The 26,696-nt window shown below is 71.3% G+C and carries 19 protein-coding genes; 14 read left to right on the top strand and 5 right to left on the bottom strand.

Annotated elements, in window-relative coordinates; all coding sequences use genetic code 11:
- Positions 1-619 precede the first annotated feature (619 nt).
- A complete protein-coding gene (gene holA, locus ACIRB1_RS24050; protein WP_352182654.1) occupies positions 620-1,609 on the top strand; it encodes a DNA polymerase III subunit delta in 990 nt (329 codons plus the stop codon).
- 272 nt (positions 1,610-1,881) lie between these two features.
- On the opposite strand, the gene rpsT is transcribed toward holA, so the two are convergent.
- Entirely contained in the window at positions 1,882-2,148 is a 267-nt protein-coding gene (rpsT, locus tag ACIRB1_RS24045) for a 30S ribosomal protein S20 (protein ID WP_043676462.1), read from the bottom strand.
- 564 nt (positions 2,149-2,712) lie between these two features.
- Here rpsT and lepA point away from each other — a divergent pair.
- Positions 2,713-4,587, top strand: a complete 1,875-nt coding sequence (gene lepA / locus ACIRB1_RS24040; protein WP_328933994.1) for a translation elongation factor 4 — start codon at positions 2,713-2,715, stop codon at positions 4,585-4,587.
- 350 nt (positions 4,588-4,937) lie between these two features.
- Positions 4,938-6,812, top strand: coding sequence for an AMP-dependent synthetase/ligase (locus tag ACIRB1_RS24035; protein WP_352182655.1), 1,875 nt, complete (start codon positions 4,938-4,940; stop codon positions 6,810-6,812).
- Positions 6,813-6,920: 108 nt separating this feature from the next.
- Here the strand turns inward: ACIRB1_RS24035 and ACIRB1_RS24030 are convergent, their stop codons facing one another.
- Positions 6,921-7,496 (bottom strand): two-component system response regulator, encoded by a 576-nt coding sequence (locus ACIRB1_RS24030; RefSeq protein ID WP_403466913.1) that lies wholly within the window; start codon positions 7,494-7,496, stop codon positions 6,921-6,923.
- A gap of 12 nt (positions 7,497-7,508) precedes the next feature.
- Positions 7,509-11,654: a HAMP domain-containing protein gene (locus tag ACIRB1_RS24025; protein WP_403466912.1), complete on the bottom strand. Its 4,146-nt coding sequence runs from the start codon at positions 11,652-11,654 to the stop codon at positions 7,509-7,511.
- 102 nt (positions 11,655-11,756) lie between these two features.
- Between ACIRB1_RS24025 and ACIRB1_RS24020 the strand changes: the two genes are divergently transcribed.
- A complete protein-coding gene (locus tag ACIRB1_RS24020) occupies positions 11,757-13,721 on the top strand; it encodes a SpoIIE family protein phosphatase (protein ID WP_403466911.1) in 1,965 nt (654 codons plus the stop codon).
- Positions 13,722-13,783: 62 nt separating this feature from the next.
- Positions 13,784-15,016, top strand: a complete 1,233-nt coding sequence (gene hemW, locus ACIRB1_RS24015; RefSeq protein ID WP_403466910.1) for a radical SAM family heme chaperone HemW — start codon at positions 13,784-13,786, stop codon at positions 15,014-15,016.
- Between the two features lie 131 nt (positions 15,017-15,147).
- On the opposite strand, the gene ACIRB1_RS24010 is transcribed toward hemW, so the two are convergent.
- The gene (locus ACIRB1_RS24010; RefSeq protein WP_403466909.1) at positions 15,148-15,948 is read right to left on the bottom strand and encodes a DUF3097 domain-containing protein; all 801 of its coding nucleotides are present in this window, start codon (positions 15,946-15,948) and stop codon (positions 15,148-15,150) included.
- 34 nt (positions 15,949-15,982) lie between these two features.
- Positions 15,983-16,705, bottom strand: a complete 723-nt coding sequence (locus ACIRB1_RS24005) for an MBL fold metallo-hydrolase (protein WP_403466908.1) — start codon at positions 16,703-16,705, stop codon at positions 15,983-15,985.
- Positions 16,706-16,888: 183 nt separating this feature from the next.
- Between ACIRB1_RS24005 and hrcA the strand changes: the two genes are divergently transcribed.
- The 9 genes from hrcA (at position 16,889) to ACIRB1_RS23960 (ending at position 26,678) form a co-directional block, all read left to right on the top strand.
- Positions 16,889-17,905, top strand: a complete 1,017-nt coding sequence (gene hrcA, locus ACIRB1_RS24000) for a heat-inducible transcriptional repressor HrcA (RefSeq protein WP_352182663.1) — start codon at positions 16,889-16,891, stop codon at positions 17,903-17,905.
- Positions 17,906-19,042: a molecular chaperone DnaJ gene (gene dnaJ / locus ACIRB1_RS23995; RefSeq protein ID WP_328831498.1), complete on the top strand. Its 1,137-nt coding sequence runs from the start codon at positions 17,906-17,908 to the stop codon at positions 19,040-19,042. It abuts the gene before it with no gap.
- A gap of 145 nt (positions 19,043-19,187) precedes the next feature.
- On the top strand, positions 19,188-20,264 hold the full coding sequence (locus ACIRB1_RS23990) for a nitronate monooxygenase (RefSeq protein ID WP_352182664.1): 1,077 nt from the start codon (positions 19,188-19,190) through the stop codon (positions 20,262-20,264).
- Positions 20,261-21,013 (top strand): 16S rRNA (uracil(1498)-N(3))-methyltransferase, encoded by a 753-nt coding sequence (locus ACIRB1_RS23985; protein ID WP_403466907.1) that lies wholly within the window; start codon positions 20,261-20,263, stop codon positions 21,011-21,013. The genes ACIRB1_RS23990 and ACIRB1_RS23985 overlap by 4 nt, the downstream gene beginning before the upstream one ends.
- A 16-nt stretch (positions 21,014-21,029) precedes the next feature.
- A complete protein-coding gene (locus tag ACIRB1_RS23980; RefSeq protein WP_403466906.1) occupies positions 21,030-21,422 on the top strand; it encodes a VOC family protein in 393 nt (130 codons plus the stop codon).
- Between the two features lie 89 nt (positions 21,423-21,511).
- Positions 21,512-22,072, top strand: coding sequence for a hypothetical protein (locus ACIRB1_RS23975; protein WP_403466904.1), 561 nt, complete (start codon positions 21,512-21,514; stop codon positions 22,070-22,072).
- Positions 22,073-22,117: 45 nt separating this feature from the next.
- Positions 22,118-25,342, top strand: a complete 3,225-nt coding sequence (locus ACIRB1_RS23970) for a S41 family peptidase (protein WP_403466903.1) — start codon at positions 22,118-22,120, stop codon at positions 25,340-25,342.
- A gap of 70 nt (positions 25,343-25,412) precedes the next feature.
- Positions 25,413-25,766, top strand: a complete 354-nt coding sequence (locus ACIRB1_RS23965) for an HIT domain-containing protein (protein ID WP_352182669.1) — start codon at positions 25,413-25,415, stop codon at positions 25,764-25,766.
- 6 nt (positions 25,767-25,772) lie between these two features.
- Complete coding sequence (locus ACIRB1_RS23960; RefSeq protein ID WP_352182670.1) at positions 25,773-26,678, top strand: ribonuclease Z; 906 nt, start codon at positions 25,773-25,775, stop codon at positions 26,676-26,678.
- Positions 26,679-26,696: the final 18 nt, after the last annotated feature.

The following is a 26,696-nucleotide window of genomic DNA, read 5'->3' as shown; positions in this document are numbered from 1 at the left end:
CCCCCGAACCGACCCGATGCCGCACGGTCACCCGGAGCCCGTCCCCGGCCCTGGCCGGGCACGCGCGCCCGATTTCGATCCCGCCTTGGCCGCGCACGCGCAGCCGAGCCCGCCCCCCCCGCACCCGGCCCAACCCTGGCCTTGGCTCGGCACGCGTACCCGAGCCCAGCCCCAGCCCCGGCCCGGCGCGCGCCCGATCCCGCCTTGGCCGCGCACGCGCACCCGAGCCCGCCCCCTCCGCATCCAGCCCAGCCCCGGCCCGGCGCGCGCCCGATCCCGTCCTGGCCGCGCACGCGCACCCGAGCCCGCCCCCTCCGCATCCAGCCCAACCCCGGCCCGGCGCGCGCACCCGAGCCCGGGCCCCGTACTGCACTCCCTCGACCGCACGCGCGCTCTGGCCCGCACCTCGCCCCCGAACCCGGCCCCGCAGGTGCACTCGCGCCCGCACCCCAGCCCGCCCCTCCGGACGCGCACCCAGCCCCGCGCCCGAACCCCCGCACGCGAACTCGGCCCCGCGCCCGGGCCCCCGCACGCGAACCCAGCCCCCACCCCCGACCACCCCCCGGGCCCACACGCCACCCGACCCCCGTTGTCAGTGCCGCGTGCGATGCTTTACGCAATGGCCAGGAAGACTGCGAATGACGACCCTCTCGCCCCGGTGACTCTTGCCGTGGGCCAGGAGGACCTCCTGCTCGACCGTGCCGTGCAGGAGGTGGTGGCCGCCGCCCGGGCCGCCGACGCCGACACGGATGTACGTGACCTCACCTCGGACCAGTTGCAGCCCGGCACGCTCGCCGAGTTGACGAGTCCCTCGCTCTTCGCGGAGCGGAAGGTCGTGGTCGTACGCAATGCGCAGGACCTGTCCGCGGACACGGTCAAGGACGTGAAGGGGTATCTCGGCGCGCCCGCCGAGGAGATCACCCTCGTGCTGCTGCACGCGGGCGGGGTGAAGGGCAAGGCGCTGCTCGACGCCGCGCGCAAGGCGGGGGCGCGGGAGGTGGCCTGCCCGAAGATGACGAAGCCGGCGGACCGGCTGGCGTTCGTGCGGGGCGAGTTCCGGGCGACCGGGAGATCGGCCACGCCGGAGGCCTGCCAGGCGCTCGTCGACTCCATCGGCAGCGATCTGCGGGAACTGGCGTCCGCCGTCTCCCAGTTGGCCGCCGACGTCGAGGGGACCATCGACGAGGCGGTCGTCGGCCGGTACTACACGGGCCGGGCCGAGGCGTCGAGCTTCACGGTCGCGGACCGAGCCGTGGAGGGCCGCGCGGCGGAGGCGCTGGAGGCGTTGCGCTGGTCGCTGTCCACCGGGGTCGCGCCGGTGCTGATCACCAGCGCGCTGGCACAGGGCGTACGGGCGATCGGGAAGCTGTCGTCCGCGCGCGGGGGGCGGCCGGCGGATCTGGCGCGTGAGCTGGGGATGCCGCCGTGGAAGATCGACCGGGTGCGGCAGCAGATGCGGGGCTGGACACCGGACGCGGTCTCCGTCGCGCTGCGCGCGGTGGCCGAGGCGGACGCGGGAGTGAAGGGCGGGGGAGACGACCCGGAGTACGCGCTGGAGAAGGCGGTCGTCACCATCGCACGGGCGGCCCGGTCACGGGGACGGTCGTAAGACCCGGTCACCCGGTCACCCGGTCACCCGGTCACCCGGTCACCCGGTCACCCGGTCAAGGGGACCGTCGTAGCGGAGCCCCGGTGGTGTGAACCCCGGCGGTACAGGGGGCGGACACAGCAATGCCCCCGAAGTGGGTCCGGGGGCACTGTACGTGGCGTGGCGACCACGATGTCTGTCCGTGAATCGAGGTAGAGGGCTCGATATGGTCCTCACGGTGGATTGCTACTGGTCCGGTCCGCGCGGGCGCGGGCCGAGGCAAGTGCGGAGGATCAGCCCTTGAGCGCGGTGACCTTGGAAGCAAGCGCCGACTTCTTGTTGGCGGCCTGGTTCTTGTGGATGACGCCCTTCGCGACGGCCTTGTCGAGCTGACGCGCGGCAGCGCGCTGGTACTCGGTGGCCTTCTCGACGTCACCCGCGGCAGCGGCTTCGCGGGCCTTGCGGATCGCGGTCTTCAGGGAGGACTTGACGGCCTTGTTGCGCAGCCGAGCCTTCTCGTTGGTCTTGATCCGCTTGATCTGGGACTTGATGTTCGCCACGAATGAGCCTTTGCAGGTTCTGGCACGGGGCCGCACGGGTCCCGGGCCGATGATTTTCTTGGGGTGAGCCTCGTGCCGAGAGGGCATGAGACACAGTCGCCCAGGCTACCAGCCACCCACCGGCCCACCCAAACCGGTCCCCGGGCCGGTCCTCGGGAGGCCTCAGGTGAAGCCCCACAGGCCCGGACCGCACTGGCCCCGGACCGCACCGGCCCCGACCGCACCGGCTCGGACCGGCCCCGACCGCACCGCCCTCAACCGCACCCCTTGCCTGCCATGCGAAGCCGGGCCACCAAGCCGATCTCCGACCAGCCCCGGACCTCCCCGGTCCTCCCCGAACCACACCCCGCGCATCCCCGAACACCGAGCCCATCTCTGAAACCCCCCGAAACCCACCCCAAAACCCCGACCCCACCCAGGAAACCCGCCCCCGAACCCCCACACTCACCCACCCGCACCGGCCCAAACCGGACCGCACCTCCCACGCGTGGGACGATGGAGACTACGTATCGATCCGACCCGAGACCGCAGACACTGCGGACGCCTCAAGAATCAGGACCCTGCGTGCCCGCGATCCCCAGCCATGTGCCCGAGCCGAGCCGTACCGACCCGGCGTTGATCCGCAATTTCTGCATCATCGCGCACATCGACCACGGCAAGTCCACGCTCGCCGACCGGATGCTCCAGCTGACCGGAGTGGTCGACCAGCGGCAGATGCGTGCTCAGTACCTCGACCGCATGGACATCGAGCGCGAGCGCGGCATCACGATCAAGTCCCAGGCGGTGCGTCTGCCCTGGGCCCCCACCGAAGGGGCCGACAAGGGCAGTACCCACATCCTCAACATGATCGACACCCCGGGACACGTCGACTTCACGTACGAGGTCTCGCGGTCGCTCGCCGCCTGCGAGGGCACCGTGCTGCTCGTGGACGCCGCCCAGGGCATCGAGGCCCAGACCCTCGCCAACCTCTACCTGGCGATGGAGAACGACCTCACGATCATCCCCGTACTGAACAAGATCGACCTGCCGGCCGCGCAGCCCGAGAAGTTCGCCGAGGAGCTGGCCAACCTCGTCGGCTGCGAGCCCGACGACGTGCTGCGGGTGTCCGCGAAGACCGGTATCGGTGTCGACGCGCTGCTGAACAAGGTCGTCCAGGAGATCCCGGCGCCGGTCGGGAACGCCGACGCGCCCGCCCGCGCCATGATCTTCGACTCCGTCTACGACTCCTACCGGGGCGTCGTGACGTACATCCGTGTCATCGACGGTCAGCTCACCAAGCGCGAGCGGATCCGGATGATGTCGACGAACGCCACGCACGAGCTGCTGGAGATCGGCACCAACTCCCCGGAGATGCTCGGCGCGGACGGGCTCGGGGTCGGCGAGGTCGGCTATCTGATCACCGGTGTGAAGGACGTCCGCCAGTCCAAGGTCGGTGACACGATCACCACCCTGCACCAGGGCGCGACCGAGGCGCTCGGCGGCTACAAGGACCCGAAGCCGATGGTCTTCTCGGGCCTGTACCCGCTGGACGGGTCCGACTATCCGGAGCTGCGCGAGGCCCTCGACAAGCTCCAGCTCAACGACGCCGCCCTGGTCTACGAGCCGGAGACCTCCGCCGCCCTCGGCTTCGGCTTCCGCGTCGGCTTCCTCGGGCTGCTGCACCTGGACGTGATCCGGGAGCGGCTGGAGCGCGAGTTCGGCCTCGACCTCATCGCGACCGCGCCGAACGTGGTGTACCGGGTCGACATGGAGGACGGCAGCGAGCACATCGTCACCAACCCGAGCGAGTTCCCCGAGGGGAAGATCGACAAGGTCTACGAGCCCGTCGTGCGCGCGACGATCCTGGCGCCGTCGGAGTTCATCGGCTCGATCATGGAGCTGTGTCAGACCCGGCGCGGCACCCTGCTCGGCATGGACTACCTCTCCGAGGACCGCGTCGAGATCCGCTACACGCTGCCCCTCGCGGAGATCGTCTTCGACTTCTTCGACCAGCTGAAGTCCAAGACCCGCGGCTACGCATCGCTCGACTACGAGCCCACCGGCGAGGTGACGTCCAGCCTGGTCAAGGTCGACATCCTGCTGCACGGCGACAAGGTGGACGCCTTCTCGGCGATCACGCACAAGGACGCGGCGTACGCGTACGGCGTGCGGCTGGTCGCCAAGCTGCGCGAGCTGATCCCGCGGCAGGCCTTCGAGGTGCCCATCCAGGCCGCGATCGGCTCCCGGGTCATCGCCCGCGAGACCATCCGCGCCATCCGCAAGGACGTCCTCGCCAAGTGCTACGGCGGTGACATCTCCCGTAAGCGGAAGCTGCTGGAGAAGCAGAAGGAGGGCAAGAAGCGGATGAAGATGGTGGGTTCCGTGGAGGTTCCCCAGGAGGCATTCATCGCGGTGCTGTCCAGCGACGACAACGGCGGCGGGGGCAAGGGCAAGAAGTAGCGGCCCTATACACCGAAATTTCGGACGGCAACCGGTGATGCACGGGGCCCGTTGCGCTGTCGCGCGGCGGGCCCCGAGTCGTGGCTCCCCATGGCGTGGTCCCGACTCCGGTGGAAGTGGCCCTCCATCGCCCCTTACGCACCGGCCGGTCGCGGCTTACTCTGATCACTGCCCCATAGTTACTCGTGAGTTAAACAACAGTTCCAGGGGCTACCAGCCGCCCTGCGGCACGAGCCACACTGAGTCACCAGACCCATCGAGTCATCAGCCGCACCGAGTCACCAGCCGCATTGAGCCAACCGCCGCAGCAACAAGCCAGCAGCCGCACCGTCGCGGGCCCGGAGGATGTCGTGAGCGACACACAGACCCTGATCGAGAACCGCCCGCCGTCCGTGGCGGGCCTCTTCCTGGAGCGGGTGGCGGCCACGCCGGACGCGGAGGCCTACCGCTACCCGGTACCGGCGGCCTCCGGCGAGGGCCCCGACGCATGGAAGTCGCTGACCTGGGCCCAGTCCGCCGAGCAGGTCTTCGCGATCGCCGCCGGTCTGATCGAACTGGGCGTACAGCCCGAGGAGCGCGTCGCGCTCGCCTCCGCCACCCGCGTCGAGTGGATCCTCGCCGACCTGGGCATCCTGTGCGCGGGCGCCGCCACGACCACGGTGTATCCGCAGACCAACGCCGATGAGTCGACGTTCATCCTCGCCGACTCCGGCAGCAAGGTCCTCATCGCGGAGGACGCGACCCAGCTCGCCAAGGCGCGGGAGAAGCGCGCCGAACTGCCCGAGCTGACCCATGTCGTGGTCATCGACCCGACCGGCGTGGAGACCGGCGACTGGGTGCTCACCCTCGCCGAGCTGGAGCAGCGCGGCGCCGCGTACCTGGAGAAGAACCCGGACCTGATCAAGGAGCGGGTCGCGGCCATCACCAAGGACCAGCTCGCGACGATCATCTACACCTCGGGCACCACCGGCCGCCCCAAGGGCGTCCGCCTCCCGCACGACAACTGGTCCTACCTCGCCAAGGCCATCGCCGCGACCGGCCTCCTCGGCCCCGACGACGTGCAGTACCTGTGGCTGCCCCTCGCCCACGTCTTCGGCAAGGTGCTCACCTCCGGGCACATCGAGATCGGCCATGTCACCGCCGTGGACGGCCGCGTCGACAAGATCATCGAGAACCTGCCGGTCGTGCAGCCGACGTACATGGCCGCCGTCCCGCGCATCTTCGAGAAGGTCTACAACGGGGTCGCCGCCAAGGCCCGCGCCGGCGGCGGCGCCAAGTACAAGGTCTTCCAGTGGGCCGCCGAGGTCGCCCGCGAGTACGCCAAGGTCACCCAGGACAACTTCCGCCGCACCGGCACCGCCACCGCGCCCTTCGGCCTCGCCGCCAAGCACAAGGTCGCCGACGCGCTGGTCTACGCGAAGATCCGCGAGGCCTTCGGCGGCAAGCTGCGCGCCTGCGTTTCCGGATCGGCCGCGCTCGCGCCCGACATCGGCTACTTCTTCGCCGGCGCCGGCATCCACATCCTGGAGGGCTACGGCCTGACCGAGTCCTCCGCGGCCTCCTTCGTGAATCCCGGCGAGGCCTATCGCACCGGCACGGTCGGCAAGCCGCTGCCCGGCACGGAGGTGCGCATCGCGGACGACGGCGAGATCCTGCTGCGCGGCCCCGGGATCATGGAGGGCTACCACGGCCTCCCTGAGAAGACCGCCGAGGTCCTGGAGTCCGACGGCTGGTTCCACACCGGCGACATCGGCGAACTCTCCCCGGACGGCTACCTCCGCATCACGGACCGCAAGAAGGACCTCATCAAGACCTCCGGCGGCAAGTACATCGCCCCCGCCGAGGTAGAGGGCCAGTTCAAGGCCGTCTGCCCCTACGTCTCCAACATCCTGGTGCACGGCGCCGACCGGAACTTCTGCACCGCCCTGATCTCCCTCGACGAACCCTCCATCCTGGAGTGGGCCAAGGAGAACGACCTGGAGGGCAGGTCCTACGCCGAGGTCGTCGCCGCCCCCGCGACGGTCGCCATGGTCGAGGCCTACGTCAAGGAACTCAACGAGGGCCTCCAACGCTGGCAGACCATCAAGAAGTTCCGCCTCCTGCCCCGCGACCTCGACGTCGAGCACGGCGAGATCACCCCGAGCCTCAAACTGAAGCGCCCGGTCGTGGAACGCGAGTACAAGCACCTGATCGACGACATGTACGCGGGCTCACGCGAGGCGTGACCCTGCTGTTGGCCCGCGCCCGGAAGGGACCGCGGGCCATCAGGGGCGCGGAGAACCGCGCGCCCGGCCCTCACCGGACCCGCACTCGACAACGCACCCGTCGTGGCCCTAACGCCGCCGCATGTTCCGCACGAGTTGCCCCATCTCCCGCACCTGCACCCGAAGTTCCCCCACCTCGTCAACGGAACTCGCGGCCATCCGCGCCTCGATCTCCTTGAGCCGCAACGCCAGCTCATCGAACTGCCCCTGCTCCCGAGCCAGCATCCGCTCCAACAGCTGGTTCTTGCGGTGCAGTTCGAGGAACACGCTCACCTTGGCCCGCAGCACCCAGGGGTCGAACGGCTTGGTCAAGTAGTCGGCGGCACCGGTGGCATAGCCCCGGAACGCATACCCCGCGTCGGCGTCCGTCCCGGTCAGGAAGATGATCGGCACGTCCTTGGTCTGATCGAGCCGTTTGATGTTGGCCGCGGTCTCGAACCCGTCCATCCCCGGCATCCGGATGTCCAGCAGGACCACGGCGAACCGCTGCCGCAGCAGCGCCTTCATCGCCTCCTCGCCCGAACGCGCCCGCACCAGCGGCTCGTTGAGGGACCCCAGGACGGCCTCCAGCGCGACCAGGTTGTCCTCCATGTCATCGACCAGGAGGATGCTCGCGCGCTCGTCGGTCGTTGCCTCAGCGCTCATGATGGCTGTGCCTCACTCAGTCGTCGGCGGTGCCGCCGTCTCCCCTGAAGTACCCGGATCCGCCCCCGCGATGTCCCCGGACTCGGCCCCGGTCTCGGGGTCCAGGAGCGCGCACACGACGGTCAGCAACTGGTCGACGTCGACCGGCTTCGGTACGTAGTCGTTGGCGCCCCGCGCGATGGACTTCTCCCGGTCGCCCGGCATCGCCTTCGCGGTGAGCGCGACGATGGGCAGCCCGGTCCAGCGCGGGGCGCGGCGGATGGCGGCGATGGTCTCGTACCCGTCCATCTCCGGCATCATGATGTCCATCAGCACGAGCTCGACGTCCGGGTTGCGCTCCAGCGTCTCGATGCCCTCGCGGCCGTTCTCCGCGTACAGCACCGGCATCCCGACCCGCCCCAGCACATGGGTGAGCGCGAAGACGTTGCGGATGTCGTCGTCGACGATCAACACCCGCCGCCCCGGCAGTACTTGACCCGCCCGCCCGGCCTTCCACGCCTCCAGCTTGGTAGGCGTGGGCCAACTGTCGTCCACCTCGTGCGCGGTGAACGGCTCCGACGACAACTGCTCGGGAGGCAGCGGCAGTTCATGGTCCTCGGTGAGCGGCGCGCCGCCCGCCGCGTGCCCGGGGCTGACGACGGGGACGTAGAGAGTGAAGGTGGAGCCCTGCCCCGGTTCGCTCTCGGCGACGATACGGCCGCCCAGCAGGCCGGCGATCTCGCGGCTGATGGACAGCCCGAGCCCGGTGCCGCCGTACTTGCGGTTGGTGGTGCCGTCGGCCTGCTGGAACGCCTCGAAGATCACCGGGAGTTTCTCGGGGGCGATGCCGATCCCGGTGTCGGAGACGGCGAAGACGATGACCTCGTCGCTGTCGTCGCAGTAGCGGTGCTCGGGGTCCTTGACGCGGTTGACACGGAGTTCGACGCGGCCCGTCGCGGTGAACTTGATGGCGTTGGACAGCAGGTTGCGCAGGATCTGCTGGAGCCGCTGCTCGTCCGACCACAGCTCGCGCGGCACGTCCTCGCCCACCGACACCTCGAACGCGAGCCCCCGGTCCAGGGTGAGCGGGCGGAACGTGGCGTGGACGTAGTCGAGGAGCTTGATGAGCGGGAGCCGTTTGGGGCGTACGTCCATGCGGCCGGCCTCGATCTTCGACAGGTCGAGGATGTCGTTGATGAGCTGGAGCAGATCCGAGCCGGAGCGGTGGATCGTGGTCGCGAACTGCACTTCCTGTTCGGAGAGCCGGCCGTCCGGGTTGTCGGAGAGCAGCCGGGCCAGGATCAGCAACGAGTTGAGGGGCGTGCGGAGTTCGTGCGACATGTTCGCCAGGAACTCCGACTTGTACTGGGAGGAGGTCGCCAACAGGGCTGCCTTCTCCTCCAGTTCGGCGTTCGAGCGCTGCAACTCGGCCTGCTGCTTCTGGAGTTCGTCCGAGCGTTCCTGCAACTGCATCGCGAGGCGCTGGGACTCGCCGAGCAGTGACTCCGTGCGGGAGTTGGCGATGATGGTGTTGATCGCGACGCCGATGGTGTTCACGAACTGGTCGAAGAACGCCAGGTGGACGTCGGAGAAGCGGGAGAAGGAGGCCAGTTCGATCACGCCGAGGAGCCGGTCCTCGAAGATGATCGGGATGATGACCACGCTCGCCGGTGAGGCCTCGCCGAGCCCGCTGTTGATCTTGATGTAGCCGGGCGGCGCCTCGTCCACCAGGATGCGCTTCTTCTCCCGCGCCGCCTGCCGCACCAGACCGTGCACCGGCATCCCGCCGGTGTCCACGGTCGCGCCCTGCGCCGCCCCGTACCCGGCGATGAAGGCAAGTCCCTTGGCGGGGATGGCCGTTCGCAGGCTGTCCTCGTCGGGATCGGCCAGGAAGAACGCCCCGTACTGCGCGTTCACCAGCGGCGTCAGCTCGCGCAGGATCAGGTCGGCGACCTCCATCAGGTCCCGGTGTCCCTGCATCAGCGCGGCGAGGCGGGCCAGGTTGGACTCCAGCCAGTCCTTAGCGCGGGTCGTCTCGCGGAGGTTGGCCACCATCAGGTTGATGTTGTCCTTGAGCTCGGTGACCTCGCCCTGGGTCTCCACCGTGATCGAGCGGGACATGTCGCCCTGTGCCACCGCCGAGGCGACCTCGGCGATCGCGCGGACCTGCGTGGTGAGGTTGAGCGCGAGTTCGTTCACGTTGGTCGTCAGGCGCTTCCATGTGCCGTAGACGCCCTCCACCCGTGCCTGGCCGCCGAGTTGGCCCTCGGAGCCGACCTCGCGCGCCACCCGGGTGACCTCGGACGAGAAGGACGAGAGCGTGTCGACCATGGTGTTGATGGTGGTCTTGAGTTCCAGGATCTCGCCGCGGGCGTCCACGTCGATCTTCTTCGACAGGTCGCCCTGCGCCACCGCCGTCGCGACCTGGGCGATGTTCCGCACCTGTGATGTCAGGTTGTCCGCCATGTAGTTGACGTTGTCGGTCAGGTCGCGCCAGACCCCGGAGACGCCCAACACCTGGGCCCTGCCGCCGAGTCGGCCGTCGGTGCCGACCTCACGGGCGACGCGGGTGACCTCGTCGGCGAAGGCGCGCAGCTGCTCCACCATCGTGTTGACGGTGTCCTTCAGTTCGAGGATCTCGCCGCGCGCGTCGACGGTGATCTTCTTCGACAGGTCGCCGTTGGCCACGGCGGTCGTCACCTGGGCGATGTTCCGCACCTGCGATGTCAGGTTCAGGGCCATGAAGTTGACGTTGTCCGTCAGGTCCTTCCAGACCCCGGAGACGCCCCGCACCTGTGCCTGACCGCCGAGGTTGCCCTCGGTGCCGACCTCGCGGGCGACCCGGGTGACCTCGTCGGCGAAGGCGGAGAGCTGGTCGACCATCGTGTTGATGGTGGACTTCAGCTCCAGGATCTCGCCCTTGGCCTCCACCGTGATCTTCTTGCCGAGGTCGCCCTGCGCCACGGCCGTCGACACCAGCGCGATATTGCGGACCTGCGATGTCAGGTTGTCCGCCATGAAGTTGACGTTGTCGGTGAGGTCCTTCCAGACGCCGGAGACGCCCCGGACCTGCGCGCGTCCGCCGAGGTTGCCCTCGGTGCCGACCTCGCGGGCGACGCGGGTGACCTCGTCGGCGAAGGCGGAGAGCTGGTCGACCATCGTGTTGATGGTGGACTTCAGCTCCAGGATCTCGCCCTGGGCATCGACCGTGATCTTCTGACTCAGGTCGCCGTTGGCCACGGCGGTGGTGACCTGGGCGATGTTCCGCACCTGTGACGTCAGGTTCGAGGCCATGAAGTTGACGTTGTCGGTGAGGTCCTTCCAGACCCCGGACACACCCCGCACCTGCGCCCGGCCGCCCAACTGACCCTCGGTGCCCACCTCGCGGGCGACGCGCGTCACCTCGTCCGCGAACGCCGACAGCTGGTCGACCATCGTGTTCACGGTCAGCTTCAGTTCGAGCAGCTCACCGGTCGCCTCGACCGTGACCGTCCGTGTCAGGTCGCCCCGCGCCACCGCCGTCGTCACCAGGGCGATGTCCCGCACCTGCGCCGTCAGCCGGGACGCCATCGTGTTGACCGCCTCGGTCACATCACGCCAACTCCCGGACAGCCGCGTCACCTTGGCCCGGCCGCCGAGCCTGCCCTCGGTGCCGACCTCGCGGGCCACCCGGGTCACCTCCCCGGTGAACAGGGAGAGCTGGTCCACCATCTTGTTCACGGCCCGGCCCAGATGCCGCAGGTCACCGCGCAACTGCCTGCTGCCGTCGTGCAGATCGACCCGCTGGGTCAGATCGCCGCCCGCCACCGCGTCCAGCACCCGGGTCGCGTTCGCGGCCGGGGCGACGAGGGCGTCGAGGAGCTGGTTGACGTCGTTGACGCGGGAGGTCCAGCCGCCCTGGCCGGGGCTGGCCGAGAGGCGTTCGTCCAGGCGGCCGTGGCGGATCAGCTCCCGCCGGACGCGCTGCGTCTCGGAGTTGAAGTGGGTGCTGCGGTCCATGATCTGGTTGAAGGCGGCGGTCAGTTCGGCCACGATGCCCTGGCCCGTCTCCGGTGCCTTCGTGAAGTCGCCGTCGCGGGCCGCCGTCATCACGGCGAGCAGGGGACGGAGATCCGATGCTCGAATCCAGTCCTCTTTCCGACCGTCTTCGAGCACACGCGTAGCACTGTTCTCACCCATGGCGGCCCACTTCGGTAACTCGGCGCTTATGCGCGCGGTCAGTCTGTCACTCTGTCCGCATCGAACGAGGCGTATTCGTCCGAACTGCCCGGGGAGCTGTCCATGGGGGCCATTCCGACGCAACGGGAGACCATATCGCGTGCTCCCGACGCGCCCGCGCACCACGGTGCGGACCGGCGTACGACCGTGCGTGCCACGCTGCCCGGCAGCCCCCTAGCGCCCGGCTCGGCCCGCTCCCTGGTGCGTGCCGCGCTCCGTGAATGGGCCGAACTCGCCCTGCCCGGCACCGAGAAGCTCACCGACCGGCTCGCCGAGGACGCGATGGTCGTCATCAGCGAACTCGTCACCAACGCCGTCGTCCACGCCGGCACCGACGTCGAGCTGGTGTGCCGCCTGGAGGACACGGACGCGATCGTCGTCGAGGTCGCCGACCACCACCCCTCCCGCGCCCCGCGCGACAACACCGCCGAACCGGCCTACGAGACACCGGAGTTCGGGCGCGGCCTGCGGCTCGTCTCCACCCTCGCCGAGGCGTGGGGCGTCACCTACCGCACCGGCACCAAGACCGTCTGGGCCCGGCTGCCCGCCGAAGGCACACCGGCCGCCGAGGAGCTGGAGACCTTCGCCGGTGAACGCGGCCTGCGCGTCGCCGAGATCCTCGCCCCCGAACCGCCCGCCCCCTCCGGCAGGCCCACCCGCGGCGACCCCCAGCGCGCCGAGCACGACCGGGACTGGCTCGGCCGCGGCGCCCTCTCCTTCCTGGCCGAGGCCTCCGACCTGCTCGCGGGACAGCTCGACGAGGACCTCGTCGCCGCCCTCGCCGGACAGCTGATCGTGCCGAGACTGGCCGACTGGTGCGCCGTATGGCTGGAGGACGAGACGATGGGGCGGTGGGGGTCCCCCCGGTCGAGCGGAACCGAGAGCGGGGGAGGCTGGAACGAGGACGCCGGAGCAGGCGCAGGACCCCGCCTCGCCCGCGTCTGGCACGGCAGCGAGAACCGCATCGAGGAACTGCGCCGCGCCCTGGAGAAGGACCCGCCCCGCCCCCCGGACGCCCTGCGGCCCGTGTCCTACCCCTGGCCCGCCGACGCGCTCGGCCCGGACGGCACCCAGGGCGCGGCCCTCGCGTACCGGCTGATCGCGGGCGGCCGTCCGCTCGGCACGCTCGTCATCGGACGGTCCGGGCTGCCGCGCTTCCCCGACGAGGTCACCGGCCTGGTCGAGGACCTCAGCCGCCGCGTCGCGCTCGCCATCGGCGCGGCCCGCCAGTACGCCCGCCAGGCCACCATCAGCCGCGTCCTCCAGCGCGGCCTGCTGCCCGGCGCGGTCGCCGCGATCCCCGGCGTGCGCAGCGCCCTCGTCTACGAACCGTGCGACAAGGGCGGCCCCAGCGGCGACTTCTACGACCTCTTCCCGGCCGGTGACGGCCGCTGGTGCTTCGCCCTCGGCGACGTCCAGGGCAAGGGCCCCGAGGCCGCCGTGGTCATCGGACTGGCCCGCCCCTGGCTACGGCTCCTCGCCCGCGAGGGCTACCGCGTCGCCGACGTCCTCGACCGCCTCAACCAGCTCCTCCTCGACGACGCCACCGAGGCCGCCGACGCCGCCGCGCACGCCCTCGTCGCGGCGGGCGGCCACCCCGGCCCGGTCGGCGACGGCCCCCGCTTCCTCTCCCTCCTCTTCGGCGAGCTGATCCCCTTCGACGGCGGCGTCCGCTGCACCCTCGCCTCCGCGGGACACCCGCTGCCCCTGCTGCTCGGCCCGGACGGCGGCGTCGGCACGGTGGCCCGCCCGCAGACGCTCCTCGGGGTCATCGAGGACGCCACCTACACCAGCGAGACCTTCGAACTCCGGCCCGGCGACAGCCTGTTGTGCGTCACCGACGGGGTGACCGAGCGGCGCTCCGGGTCGGTCCAGTTCGACGACGGCGACGGGCTCGCGACCGCGCTGGAGGGGTGCGCGGGTCTGAGCGCCGAGCTGATCGCGGAGCGCATCAAACGCCTCGTCCACGAGTTCGGCGGGCGTCCCCCGGAGGACGACCTGGCGCTGCTGGTGCTCCAGGCGGAATAGGCGGAACAGGCCGAGCGGCCGGGCGGAGCGGAGAGTCGCACGGGTGCTGGACAATGGAGGACATGCCTTCCGCACTCCCCGACGGCGACCCCGTCCCCGAAGACGGCTCCCTGCCCGCCCAGGCGCTCGCCGGGGCAGCCGACCGCCCCCTCGGGTTCTACCTGCACGTTCCGTACTGCGCGACCCGCTGCGGCTACTGCGACTTCAACACCTACACGGCGACCGAGCTGCGGGGCACGGGCGGAGTGCTGGCCTCCCGCGACAACTACGCGGACACCCTGATCGACGAGGTCCGCCTGGCCCGCAAGGTCCTCGGCGACGACCCCCGCCAGGTCCGCACGGTCTTCGTCGGCGGCGGTACGCCCACGCTGCTGGCGGCGGGCGATCTCGTACGGATGCTGGGCGCGATCAGGGACGAGTTCGGCCTGGCCCCGGACGCCGAGATCACCACGGAGGCGAACCCGGAGTCGGTGGACCCCGCCTACCTCGCGGCCCTCCGCGGCGGCGGCTTCAACCGCGTCTCCTTCGGCATGCAGAGCGCGAAACAGCATGTACTGAAGGTGCTGGACCGCACCCACACCCCCGGCCGCCCCGAGGCCTGCGTCGCGGAGGCCCGCGCGGCCGGCTTCGACCACGTCAATCTCGACCTGATCTACGGCACCCCGGGCGAGACCGACGACGACTGGCGCGCCTCGCTCGACTCCGCCCTCGGCGCGGGCCCCGACCACATCAGCGCGTACGCCCTGATCGTCGAGGAGGGCACGCAACTGGCCCGCCGCATCCGCCGGGGCGAGGTCCCGATGACGGACGACGACGTGCACGCCGACCGCTATCTGATCGCCGACGAGGTGATGTCGGCGGCGGGCTTCGACTGGTACGAGGTCTCGAACTGGGCGACGTCGAATTCCGGCCGTTGTCTCCACAACGAGCTGTACTGGCGCGGCGCCGACTGGTGGGGCGCGGGCCCCGGAGCCCACTCGCACGTGGGCGGCGTCCGCTGGTGGAACGTCAAGCACCCCGGCGCCTACGCGGCGGCCCTCGCCTCCGGCCGCTCCCCGGGCGCGGGCCGCGAGATCCTCACCGAGGAGGACCGCCGGGTGGAACGCATCCTCCTGGAACTGCGCCTCCGCGAGGGCGCCCCCCTGACCCTCCTCCACGAGACCGGCCTCCAGGCCTCCCGCCGAGCCCTCACGGACGGCCTCCTGCAACAGCAGCCCTACGACGAGGGCCGCGCCGTACTCACCCTCCGGGGGAGGCTGCTGGCGGACGCGGTGGTGCGGGACCTGGTGGACTGACCGGCCCGACCCCCGCGATCACGGGGACGCCGAACCGCTCGGCCGGGTCGACGAGTTGATCGACGGAAGACCTCCGTGTCGGCAGAGAACGCCATCCACCAGATCCCGCCCGGCCACCGCGCGGAGAAGCCTCAGGGCGCGGTCACGTGGTCGATCAGTTCCTCGACCCGGCCGAGCAGTTCCGGCTCCAGGTCCTTGTACGACTCCACCTTGGCCAGAATCGCCTGCCACACCGCACCGGTGTTTTCCGGCCAGCCCAGTGCCCGGCAGACGCCCTTCTTCCAGTCCTGGCCGTGGGGGACGCGGGGCCAGGCGGCGATGCCCACGGAGGACGGTTTCACGGCCTCCCAGATGTCGATGTACGGGTGGCCGACGACCAACGCGTGCTCGCTCGTCACCCACTGGGCGATGCGCCACTCCTTGGTGCCCGGCACCAGGTGGTCCACCAGGATGCCCAGGCGCGCGTCCGGGCCGGGGGCGAACTCGTCCACGATCGACGGGAGGTCGTCGACGCCCTCCAGGTACTCGACCACCACGCCCTCGATGCGCAGGTCGTCGCCCCACACGCGCTCGACCAGCTCGGCGTCGTGCCGGCCCTCCACGTAGATCCGCCCGGCGCGGGCCACACGCGCGCGTGCACCGGGGACGGCGACCGAACCGGAAGCCGTACGGGTGGGCCGCAGGGGACTCGACACGGGCCTGACCAGGGTGACGACGCGGCCCTCCAGGAGGAAGCCGCGCGGTTCCATCGGGAACACCCGGTGCTTGCCGAAGCGGTCCTCCAGGGTGACCGTGCCGGCCTCGCAGCGGATCACCGCGCCGCAGAAACCGGTGCCCGGCTCCTCGACCACCAGGCCCGCGTCCGCGGGGACCTCGGGGGCCGGCTTGGGCTTCTTCCACGGCGGGGTCAGGTCGGCGGAGTACTGGCGCATTCGGATGACGATAGGAGAACCGGGGCGGCGGCCGTCACGACACGCCGAAACGCGTTGCCAACGCGTCCCGTTGGGCCCGCACGAAGCCCGCGTCCACCACCGCTCCGTGACCGGGCACGTACACCGCGTCCTCCCCGCCCAGGGAGAGGAGTCGGTCGAGGGCCGCGGGCCAGTGGGCCGGTGTGGCGTCGGGGCCCGCCTGGGGTTCGCCGGACTCCTCGACCAGGTCCCCGCAGAACACGACCTTCGGGGAGCCCGGTACGAGGACGGCGAGGTCGTGGCCGGTGTGGCCCGGGCCGACGTTCGCGAGCAGGACCTGCCGATCGCCTCCCAGGGAGAGCGTCCACGCGTCGGAGACCGGATGGTGCGGCCGCACCAGGGCGGCCACCGCCTCGTCGGCCACACGCGCGTGCAGCCCGTTCTCGACGGCGTCCGCGCGCAGCGCCTCCCGTTCGTCCGCCAGTACCCGCTCCACGCCCGCCGCGCCGTACACCTCCGCGTCCGCGAACGCCGCCGCCCCGAAGACGTGGTCGAAATGCGGGTGGGTGAGCGCGAGATGGGTCACAGCGCGACCGGCGAGCGCCCGTGCCTCCGTACGCAACCGCGCGCCCTCCGCGAGGCCCGACCCCGCGTCGACCATCAGCACCGCGTCGTCGCCGATCACCAGCCCGACCGTGCAGTCCCAGCCAGGCAGCCGACACCGGCCCACCCCCGCTGCGATCCGCTCCCATCCCAGCTCTTCCCAAGTCACCGTCACACGGCGACGCTAACGGTGAAGGCACCTCACGGCGTGACATCGCAGGACCGGCCTTGCCCGAGGTGTGCCTCACGGCCGTACACTGGCCGGGGAAGGCTGGCACTCACGCGCACAGAGTGCCAGGAAAGGGCGGGCTCGCGACAAGCGGCGACAAAGGCGACCAGAACCGGGAGGTGTGCGCGGATGCTCAGCGAACGCAGACTTCAGGTGCTGCGCGCCATCGTCCAGGACTATGTGGGCACCGAGGAACCGGTCGGCTCCAAGGCGCTCACCGAGCGGCACAGCCTCGGCGTCTCCCCGGCGACCGTGCGCAACGACATGGCCGCCCTGGAGGACGAGGGTTTCATCGCCCAGCCGCACACCAGCGCGGGGCGCATCCCCACCGACAAGGGCTACCGGCTCTTCGTCGACAAGCTCGCCGGCGTCAAGCCGATGACCGGCCCCGAGCGCAAGGCGATCCAGAACTTCCTCGACGGCGCCGTGGACCTCGACGACGTCGTGGGCCGTACGGTCCGGCTGCTCGCGCAGCTCACCCGGCAGGTCGCCGTCGTCCAGTACCCGTCCCTGACCCGCTCGACCGTCCGGCACGTGGAGCTGCTCTCGCTGGCCCCCGCGCGCGTGATGCTCGTGCTGATCACCGACACCGGCCGGGTCGAGCAGCGCATGGTCGACTGCCCGGCGCCGTTCGGCGAGGCCTCGCTCGCGGATCTGCGGGCGCGGCTCAACAGCCGGATCGCGGGGCGCCGCTTCGCGGACGTGCCGCTGCTGGTGCAGGACCTGCCGGAGGCCTTCGAGGCCGAGGACCGCGGCGCGGTGTCGACGGTGCTCTCCACCCTCCTGGAGACCCTCGTCGAGGAGACCGAGGAGCGGCTGATGATCGGCGGCACCGCCAATCTCACCCGCTTCGGACATGATTTTCCCCTCACCATCCGCCCCATCCTGGAAGCCCTGGAGGAGCAGGTCGTCCTCCTCAAGTTGCTTGGTGAGGCGGGGGATTCGGGCATGACCGTACGGATCGGTCATGAGAACGCCTACGAGGGACTCAACTCCACGTCGGTGGTGTCGGTCGGCTACGGTTCGGGCGGCGAGGCAGTCGCCAAGCTAGGCGTGGTCGGACCGACCCGCATGGATTACCCGGGAACGATGGGAGCGGTACGCGCAGTGGCACGGTACGTCGGACAGATCCTGGCGGAGTCCTAAGTGGCCACGGACTACTACGCCGTTCTCGGCGTGCGTCGCGACGCGTCGCAGGATGAGATCAAGAAGGCCTTCCGCCGGCTCGCGCGCGAGCTGCACCCGGACGTGAATCCGGACCCGAAGACCCAGGAGCGGTTCAAGGAGATCAACGCCGCTTACGAGGTGCTCTCGGACCCGCAGAAGAAGCAGGTCTACGACCTCGGCGGCGACCCCCTCTCGCAGGCGGGCGGCGGCGCGGCCGGCGGCTTCGGCGCGGGCGGCTTCGGGAACTTCTCGGACATCATGGACGCGTTCTTCGGCACGGCGTCGCAGCGCGGACCGCGCTCGCGCACCCGTCGCGGCCAGGACGCGATGATCCGGCTGGAGATCGAGCTCGACGAGGCTGCCTTCGGCACCACGAAGGACATCCAGGTCGACACGGCCGTCGTCTGCAACACCTGCAACGGCGAGGGCGCGGCCCCCGGCACCTCCGCGCAGACCTGTGACATGTGTCGCGGTCGCGGTGAGGTCTCGCAGGTGACCCGGTCCTTCCTGGGCCAGGTCATGACGTCCCGCCCCTGCCCCCAGTGCCAGGGCTTCGGCACGGTCGTGCCGACGCCGTGCCCGGAGTGCGCCGGTGACGGCCGCGTCCGCTCGCGGCGCACCCTCACGGTCAAGATCCCGGCGGGTGTGGACAACGGCACGCGGATCCAGCTCGCGGGCGAGGGCGAGGTCGGCCCCGGCGGCGGCCCCGCCGGTGACCTGTACGTCGAGATCCACGAGCTGCCGCACGCGATGTTCCAGCGCCGCGGCGACGACCTGCACTGCACGGTCACGCTCCCGATGACGGCGGCGGCCCTGGGCACGAAGGTGCCGCTGGAGACGCTCGACGGCATGGAGGAGGTCGACATCCGCCCGGGCACCCAGTCCGGCCAGTCGATCCCGCTGCACACCCGGGGCATCACCCACCTGCGCGGCGGCGGCCGGGGTGACCTCATCGTCCACGTCGAGGTCACCACCCCGACCAAGCTGGACGTCGAGCAGGAGCGTCTGCTGCGCGAACTGGCGAAGCTGCGCGGCGAGGAGCGGCCCATGGGGACGTTCCAGCCGGGTCAGCAGGGGCTGTTCTCACGCCTCAAGGACGCCTTCAACGGTCGCTGAGAGGGTCCGGGGGCAGCCGCCCCCGGACCCTCTCCCCGCTCCGGACGGCCTCGCTCCCGGGCGCCCGGTGGGCCGGAAGCACCGGCATGTGCCGGGGCCCAAGGTCGGATTCGGACTTGTTCGGAGGACGTGACAACATGCCGTCATGTCCTCCGCGCTGACCGATCTCTTCCCCCATCCGATCGTGCAGGCCCCGATGGCGGGCGGTGTCTCCGTCCCGCGCCTCGCGGCCGCCGTGGCCGAGGCCGGCGGGCTGGGGTTCCTCGCCGCCGGGTACAAGACAGCCGACGGCATGTACCAGGAGATCAAGCAGCTGCGGAGCCTGACGTCCCGCCCCTTCGGCGTGAACCTCTTCATGCCGCAGCCGGAGTATGCGGACAAGGCCGCCGTCGACGTCTACGCCCACCAGCTCGCCGGTGAGGCCTCGTGGTACGACACGGAGCTGGGCGACCCGGACAGCGGCCGTGAGGACGGCTACGACGCCAAGTTGTCCGTCCTGCTCGACAACCCGGTGCCGGTGGCCTCCTTCCACTTCGGCGTCCCGACGCCCGAGGTGCTGGACTCGCTGCGCCGGGCCGGCACCTTCACCCTCGTCACCGCCACCACCGTCGAGGAGGCCCTCGCCGTGGAGCGGGCCGGTGCCGACGCGGTGATCGCGCAGGGCGTCGAGGCCGGCGGCCACCAGGGCACCCACCGCGACCTCCCGGAGAACGACGGCGCCAGCGTCGGCCTGCTCTCCCTCGTCGCGCAGATCCGCGAGACCGTGAGCCTCCCGATCGTCGCCGCGGGCGGTCTGATGCGCGGCAGCCAGATCGCCGCGGCCCTCGCGGCGGGCGCCGGCGCGGCCCAGCTCGGCACGGCGTTCCTCGCCACCCCCGAGTCCGGCGCCCACGTCCTGCACAAGCAGGCGCTCACCAACCCCCTGTTCACGCGCACCGAGTTGACCCGCGCGTTCTCCGGCCGCCCGGCCCGCGGCCTGGTCAACCGCTTCATGCGTGAACACGGCCCGTACGCCCCGGCCGCGTACCCCGAGATCCACCACCTGACGTCCCCGCTCCGCAAGAAGGCCGCCGCGTCCGGCGACCCGCAGGGCATGGCGCTGTGGGCGGGCCAGGGCCACCGCATGGCCCGCGAGCTGCCGGCGGGTCAGCTGGTCGAGGTCCTGGTCGCCGAACTGGCCTCCGCCCGGACAGCGTTGTCGGCCGGGGGAGACCTCCGATGACGGCGCCGGTGTTCGTGGTCGAGTCCCTGGAGGGTGCGACCCCGGGATCCGTCACCGAGGTGGCCGGGCCCGAGGGACGGCACGCGGTCTCCGTACGGCGGCTCCAGCCCGGCGAGGACGTCGTGCTCACCGACGGACAGGGCCGGGGCGCCTCCGGTGTCGTCCTCAGGGCCGAGGGCAAGGACCGTCTGATCGTCGAACTCCACGCCTTCCCTGTCGAGTCGGAGCCCGCGCCCCGCATCACCGTCGTCCAGGCCCTCCCCAAGGGCGACCGGGGTGAGCTGGCGGTGGAGACGATGACCGAGACCGGCGTCGACGCGATCGTCCCCTGGGCCGCCTCCCGGTGCATCACGCAGTGGAAGGGCGAGAGGGGTCTCAAGGCGCTCGCGAAGTGGCGGGCCACCGCACGGGAGGCCGGCAAGCAGTCCCGCCGGCTGCGCTTCCCCGAGGTCGCGGACGCGGCAACGAGCAAACAGGTTGCGGCACTTCTGGCCAAAGCCGACTTCGCCGCCGTCCTCCACGAGGACCGCGACTACAGCAGCGAGCCCCTCGCCACCGCCGAACTCCCCGCCGAGGGCGAGATCGTGCTGGTCGTGGGCCCCGAAGGGGGCGTCTCCCCCGAGGAGTTGGCGCTCTTCGAGGAGGCGGGCGCGAAGGCCTGCCGCCTCGGGCGTAGCGTGCTGCGTACATCGACGGCCGGGACCGCGGCGACCGCCCTGCTCCTCGGCCGTACCGGACGCTGGTCCTGAACCAGGGGGGATCGCCGTGGAACTCGCCCAGGTACGGCTGCTCGTCACCGACTTCGCCGCCTGCTACCGCTTCTACGCCGACGTCCTCGGCCTGAAGCCCCAGTCGGAGGCGGCCGACGGACCGTACGAGAAGTTCAGCCCCGCGACCGGGTCCGCCGGGATCGCGCTCCAGGACCGGTCGATGATGGCCCAAGTCCTGGGAGAGCTGGGGGACGTGGCGACCGGGCACCGCTCGCTGGTGGTGCTGCGGGTGGACGACCTGGACGGGTACTGCGCGCAGATCACCGCCCGGGGCGCCGAGTTGTGGCACGGGCCCGCGCCGATGACGGACCGGATGCGGGTCGCGCATCTCAAGGACCCCGAGGGCAATGTGGTGGAGCTTCAGGAGTGGCTGCTGCTGCGCGGCTGAGGAGGGTGCGCCGGGAGACCGCGCCCCCGGCGCACGCGTGGCCGTATGCGCTCTTCCGTGTGCGCCCCGACGGTGGCAGGCTGCCGTCCATGGGGGTGTCGAGACGGAAATGGAGTCGGCCGCGCGGGCGGCGGGTCGCCGCTGTGGCGGGGCTCGCGGTGGTGACCGTGGGCGGGGCCGTGGCGTGCCAGCCCGGTGATCTCAGCGCGGCGACCGTCGCGTACACGACCGACAAGACGGCGACCGCGGAGCTGAAGCGCGACCACGTGAGCGTGCGCTATCTGACCTGCACCGGCAACTACGGCAGCGGCAACAAGGTCTACACGCCCGGCAGGACGCCCTCGCCGACCGAGACCACGGTCGTCAGCGTCGACTGCCAGGGACAGACCGACGACAACCGCGGCATCACCGTCACCGGCAAGGTCACCCGGGCCGTCGACGGCGCCTGTGTGCGCGGCGATCTGGTCGGCAAGGTCGCCGGCAGACAGGTGTTCCACGTGACCGGGCTCGGCGACTGCAACGCGGCGACGCCGTCGTCCGTGAACAACCCCAATCCGACGCTGACCTACGGCCCCGGACCGACCGTCACGGTCACCAAGACGATCTGGTGCAAGGGCGACCCGACCTGCTGGCCCGTCGAGGGCAAGTGATCCAAAGGGCTGTCGGCGGATACCGTCGGTGCATAACCTGATCAGGTGACTCAGCCCTCAGCGTCCGCAGCCCCGGCCTATCTCCGCTTCCCGCACCTGCACGGCGAGTTGGTCGCCTTCACCGCCGAGGACGACGTGTGGCTGGCGTCCCTCGACGGCGGCGGCCGGGCCTGGCGGGTCAGCGCGGAGAACGTACCGGTGACCCACCCCCGCATCTCGCCCGACGGCACCACCGTCGCCTGGACCTCCACCCGCGACGGCGCCCCCGAGGTGCACATCGCCCCGGTCGACGGCGGACCCGCCAGGCGCCTGACCTACTGGGGCAGTTCACGCACCCAGGTGCGCGGCTGGACCGCCGACGGCGAGGTCCTGGTGACCACCACCCACGGCCAGGCCAACCTCCGCCGCAGCTGGGCCCGTTCGGTCCCGCTCGACGGCGGACCGGCGACGACCCTCCCGTACGGCTGGGTCGGCGACGTCGCCGACGGCCCGCGGGGCACGGTCCTCCTCTCCGCGCCGATGGGCCGCGAGGCGGCGTGGTGGAAGCGCTACCGGGGCGGCACCGCGGGCAAGCTGTGGATCGACCGCGAGGGCGACGGCGAATTCACGCGCCTGCACGAGGAGTTGGACGGCAACCTCGAATACCCGGTCTGGGCGGGGGAGCGGATCGCGTTCCTCTCCGACCACGAGGGCACCGGCGCGCTCTACTCCTCCCTCGCCGACGGCTCCGACCTCCGCCGCCACACCCCCGTCGAGGGCAGCTTCTACGCCCGGCACGCGTCCGGCGACGGCACCCGGATCGTCTACTCCTCCGCCGGTGAACTCTGGATCCTGGACGACCTGGACGGCGCCGAACCGCGCCGCCTCGACATCCGCCTCGGCGGCCAGCGCACCGACCAGCAGCCGTACCCGGTGGCCGCCGCCCGCTGGTTCGGGTCCGCGTCCCCCGACCACACCGCGCGCGGCAGCGCGGTCGCCGTACGCGGCGCCGTCCACTGGGTCACCCACCGCTCGGGCCCCGCCCGCGCACTCACCGCCACCCCCGGCGTCCGCGCCCGGCTGCCCCGCACCTTCCGCACGGACGGCGAGGAGTGGGTGGTGTGGGTGACGGACGCCGAGGGCGACGACGCCCTGGAGTTCGCCCCCGCCACCGGCCTCGCCCCCGGCGCCACCCCGCGCAGACTCGCCGCGGGACAGCTCGGCCGCGTCCTCGCCCTCACCGTGGCCCCCGACGGCAGCCGGGTCGCCGTGGCGTCGCACGACGGCCGCGTCCTCCTCGTCGAGCGCGAGACCGGCGAGGTCCGCGAGGTCGACCGCAGCGAGGACGGCGACGCCTCGGGCCTGGCCTTCTCCCCGGACTCGGCCTGGCTCGCCTGGTCGCACCCGGGCCCGCGCCCCCTCCGCCAGCTCAAGCTGGCCAACACCACGGACCTGTCGGTCACCGAGGCCACCCCCCTCCGCTTCCAGGACTACGCCCCCGCCTTCACCCTCGACGGCAAGCACCTGGTCTTCCTCTCCACCCGCTCCTTCGACCCGGTCTACGACGAGCACGTCTTCGACCTGGCCTTCGTGGTCGGCGACCGCCCGCACCTCATCACCCTCGCCGCGACGACCCCGTCCCCCTTCGGACCGCAGCGCCACGGCCGCCCCTTCGAGAACCCCGACAAGGACGAGACCCCCGACAGCGAGGGCCGCCCCACCACCCGGATCGACCTCGAAGGCCTCGCCGACCGCATCGTCGCCTTCCCGGTCGAGGCCGGCCGCTACTCCAACCTGCGCACCGCCAAGGACGGCGTCCTGTGGCTGCGCCACCCGGTCCTCGGCGTCCTCGGCGCCACCCGCGCGACCCCCGAGGACCCGGACCCCAAAACGGAGTTGGAGCGCTACGACCTCGCCCAGCAGCGCATCGAGCACCTCGCGGGGGACGCCGACCACTTCGAGGTCAGCGGCGACGGCAAACGCGTCCTGCTGTGGACGGACCACAAACTCCGGGTCGTCCCGAGCGACCGCCGCGCCTCCGGCTCGGACGACGACGACAGCGACACGAACATCAACGTCGACCTGTCCCGCATCCGCCAGACCGTCGACCCGGCCGCCGAGTGGCGCCAGATGTACGACGAGACCGGCCGCATCATGCGCGACAACTTCTGGCGCGAGGACATGAGCGGCGTCGACTGGGACGCGGTCCTCGACCGCTACCGCCCCGTCCTGGACCGCGTGGCCACCCACGACGACCTCGTCGACCTGCTCTGGGAGGTGCACGGCGAACTGGGCACCTCGCACGCCTACGTCACCCCACGCGGCGGCCACGGCCACGGCGAACGCCAGGGTCTCCTCGGCGCCGACATCTCCCGTCACGAGGACGGCAGTTGGCGCATCGACCGCATCCTCCCCTCGGAGACCTCCGACCCGCACGCCCGCGCCCCCCTGGCCGCCCCCGGCGTGGCGGTCCGCACGGGAGACGCGATCCTCGCGGTGGCGGGCCGGCCCGTGGACCCGGTGACCGGACCGGCCCCTCTCCTCGTCGGCACGGCGGGCAAACCCATCGAGCTGACGATCTCCCCGGCCGCCGGCGGCGACCCGCGCCACGCGATCGTCGTGCCCCTCGCGGACGAGGAACCCCTCTACTACCACGCCTGGGTAGCCGACCGCCGCGCCTACGTCCACGAGAAGTCCGGCGGGCGCCTCGGCTACCTCCACGTCCCCGACATGCAGGCCCCCGGCTGGGCCCAGATCCACCGCGACCTGCGCGTCGAGGTGGCCCGCGAGGGCCTGGTGGTCGACGTCCGGGAGAACCGCGGCGGCCACACCTCCCAGCTGGTCATCGAGAAACTCGCCCGCCGTATCGTCGGCTGGGACCTCCCCCGAGGCATGCGCCCCTACAGCTACCCCGAGGACGCCCCGCGCGGGCCCGTGGTGGCCGTGGCCAACGAGTTCTCCGGCTCCGACGGCGACATCGTCAACGCGGCGATCAAGGCCCTGGGAATCGGCCCGGTCGTCGGCACCCGCACCTGGGGCGGTGTCATCGGCATCGACAGCAGGTACCGCCTGGTCGACGGCACCCTGATCACCCAGCCCAAGTACGCGTTCTGGCTGGAGGGTTACGGCTGGGGCGTCGAGAACCACGGCGTCGATCCGGACGTGGAGGTGGTCCAGCGGCCCCAGGACTACGCGGCGGGCAGGGACACCCAACTGGACGAGGCGATCCGCCTGGCACTGGAGAAACTGGAGACCGTTCCCGCGAAAACCCCTCCAGGCTTGCCGACTTAAGGGGCGCGGCACTCAACGACGATACGATGCCCACCGTAAATCGCCGCTCGACCCCCGGAGGGGAACGCACATGTCAGGGGACCCGCAGGACGACTGCCTGTTCTGCAAGATCGTCGCAGGCCACATCCCCGCGACGATCATCCGAGAGACACCCACCACCGTCGCGTTCCGGGACATCAACCCCCAGGCGCCGACCCACGTCCTGGTGATCCCGAGGGTCCACTACCCCGACGCCGCCTCCCTCGCCGCGGCCGACCCCGCGGTCGCCGCGGACGTCCTGCGCGAGGCGGGCGAGGTGGCGGCGGACGAGAAGCTCGACAGCTACCGCGTGATCTTCAACACCGGCAGCGGCGCGGGCCAGACCGTGTTCCACGCCCACGCCCACGTCATGGGCGGCCGTGGCATGCAGTGGCCGCCCGGATAGCTAGCCGTGTCCGTACGTGAACTGGTGATCCTGGGCACGGCGAGCCAGGTCCCCACCCGCCACCGCAACCACAACGGCTACCTCCTCCGCTGGGACGGCGAGGGCATCCTCTTCGACCCCGGCGAGGGCACCCAGCGCCAGATGCTGCGCGCCGGGGTGGCCGCGCACGACCTGAACCGGATCTGCGTCACCCACTTCCACGGCGACCACTCCCTCGGCCTCGCGGGTGTCGTCCAGCGCATCAACCTGGACCGCGTCCCGCACCCGGTCACCGCGCACTACCCGAAGTCCGGGCAGCGCTTCTTCGACCGCCTGCGCTACGCGACGGCGTACCGCGAGACGGTGGGCATCACGGAGTCCCCGGTGTCGGAGGACGGCACGATCGCCGCCACACCGGCCTACACCCTGGGGACCCACAGGCTCTCCCACCCCGTCGAGTCCTACGGCTACCGCCTCACCGAACCCGACGGCCGCCGCATGCTCCCCGACCGCCTCGCCGCGCACGGCATCAAGGGCCCGGACGTGGGCCGCATCCAGCGCGAGGGGTCGATCGGCGAGGTGGCCCTCGACGACGTCAGCGAGGTGCGCCGGGGCCAGCGTTTCGCGTTCATCATGGACACCCGGCTCTGTGACGGAGTGCACGCCCTCGCGGAGGGCTGCGACCTCCTGGCGATCGAGTCGACGTTCCTGGACGAGGACGAGCAACTGGCCGCGGACCATGGCCACTTGACCGCAGGCCAGGCGGCGGGGGTGGCACGGGAGGCAGGCGTACGGCATCTCGTCCTCACCCACTTCAGCCAGCGCTACTCCGAGCCGGAGGAGTTCGAGCGGCAGGCGCGGGCGGCGGGGTTCGAGGGGGAGCTGACCGTGGCGCACGATCTGCTCCGGGTGCCGGTTCCGAAACGGCGATAAAACACCCGTACGATACTT

This window comes from Streptomyces sp. NPDC096013, from assembly GCF_044763565.1.
Lineage (GTDB): Bacteria > Actinomycetota > Actinomycetes > Streptomycetales > Streptomycetaceae > Streptomyces.
The sequence above is the reverse complement of the archived record's forward strand: the minus strand, read 5'-3'. Positions and strand labels throughout refer to the sequence as shown.